Source organism: Hydrogenophaga sp. (assembly GCF_030158645.1).
Classification (GTDB): domain Bacteria; phylum Pseudomonadota; class Gammaproteobacteria; order Burkholderiales; family Burkholderiaceae_C; genus Hydrogenophaga.
Genome location: NZ_JAOASO010000109.1, coordinates 1 through 1,628, shown reverse-complemented (window position 1 = coordinate 1,628; position 1,628 = coordinate 1). Strand labels below are relative to the sequence as shown.

At 67.3% G+C, this 1,628-nt stretch carries 1 protein-coding gene; it reads left to right on the top strand.

Features of this window, described 5'->3' with window-relative positions:
* The first annotated feature begins 190 nt into the window (after positions 1 to 190).
* Positions 191 to 1,591 carry an acyclic terpene utilization AtuA family protein gene (locus tag Q1W68_RS12505; protein ID WP_300716883.1) on the top strand — a complete coding sequence of 467 codons (1,401 nt, stop codon included), beginning with the start codon at positions 191 to 193 and terminating at the stop codon, positions 1,589 to 1,591.
* Positions 1,592 to 1,628 lie beyond the last annotated feature (37 nt).

Sequence of the window (1,628 nt, the reverse complement as noted above, 5' to 3'; positions counted from 1 at the left end):
CCCTGGGCCGCACCGCTGATGAGCAGTTGCAGCAGTTGCACGCATGTCTCCTGTTTTTTTCTGGCGCTGCCGACCGGGGAGGTTGCTGCAAACTTTGTGGCAGCCGTCCCCGGCGGTGTGCGCAATTTATAGCTGTCTTGCCAGCGACTGCCGCTAGGGGTTGTCCCCCATCCGGAGTCTCCGAGGCAACATGAAGATCGAACGCATGAAATCTGTACGCATCGGCGCCGGCCTGGGGTTCTACGGCGACAACTGGGAGCCCGTGGCGGCGAGCATCGAGCGCGGTGGTGTGCAGTTCATCGCCAGCGACCACCTCGCCGAGCTCACGCTGGCCATCCTGCAGAAAGACCGCCAGCGCGACCCGGCGCTGGGCTATGCGCGCGACGTGGTGCCCATGCTGCTGAAGCTGTGGCCGCTGATGCGCGAGCGCGGGGTGCGCTTTGTCTGCAACGCCGGCGGGCTCAACCCGCGCGGCGCGGCACAGGCGGTGCTCGCCGCGTTCCAGGCCAAAGGTTGGCAAGCGAAGGTGGCGGTGGTGACGGGCGACGATGTTTTGCCGCGGTTGCAAAGCGCCGAGGCGGGTTTTGACCACCTCTTCACCCACCAGGGCCTGGCCAGCGTGCGCGAGCGGCTGGTGTTTGCCAACGCGTACGTGGGTGCCAAGCCCATCGTGGACGCCCTGGACGCGGGCGCCGACATCGTGATCACCGGTCGCGTGGCCGACGCGGCGCTCTTCCTCGGCCCGCTGGTGCAGGGTCTGGGCTGGACGCTGAAGGACGCCACCACCGAACAAGACCTGAACCGCCTGGCCCAAGGCCTCACCGTGGGGCATTTGCTGGAGTGTTCGGGGCAAGGCAGTGGCGGCAACTTCGGCAGCCAGGGCGCGTGGCAGGCCATCCCCGATCTGGCGCACATCGGTTACCCCATCGCCGAGGTGCATGAAGACGGCACGGCGCTCATCACCAAGGCGCCCGACACCGGCGGGCGCGTCAACTTCGACACCGTGCGCCAGCAACTGCTGTACGAGGTGCACAACCCGCACGCCTATTTGTCGCCCGACGTGGTGCTGGACATGGGCCACATCACGCTGCACGACGAAGGCCATGACCGCGTGCGCCTCACCGGCGCACGTGGCAGCCCGCCCACCGACACGCTCAAGGTGGTGGCGGGTTTCCGCGACGGCTACAAGGCCGAAGTGACCTGGGGCTTCTCGTGGCCCGATGCGTGGGACAAGGCGCAGGCGGCGCAGGCCACCATCCGCACGCTGCTGAAGGACAAACGCATTGCCCACGACGAGCTGTACGTGGAGTACCCCGGCCTCAATTCGGCGCACGGCGCGCTCGCGCCGCTGCCCAAAGCCGACGCGCTCAACCAGAGCAACGAAATCTGGACGCGCCTGGTGCTGCGCACGCAGGACAAGGCCGCCGCCGACGGGTTTGGCCGCCTGTTTCCCTGGATCGGCCTGAGCGGCCCGGCCTACACCTGCGGCTTCACGGGGCTGCACAACACCAGCGAACTGCTGGGCATCTGGCCCACGCTGATACCGCGAGCCGAGGTGGAGCAGGGCCTCCGTGTGGAGTTGATGTCATGACGAAAACCACCATACCTCTCGTGCGCATCGCCCACGC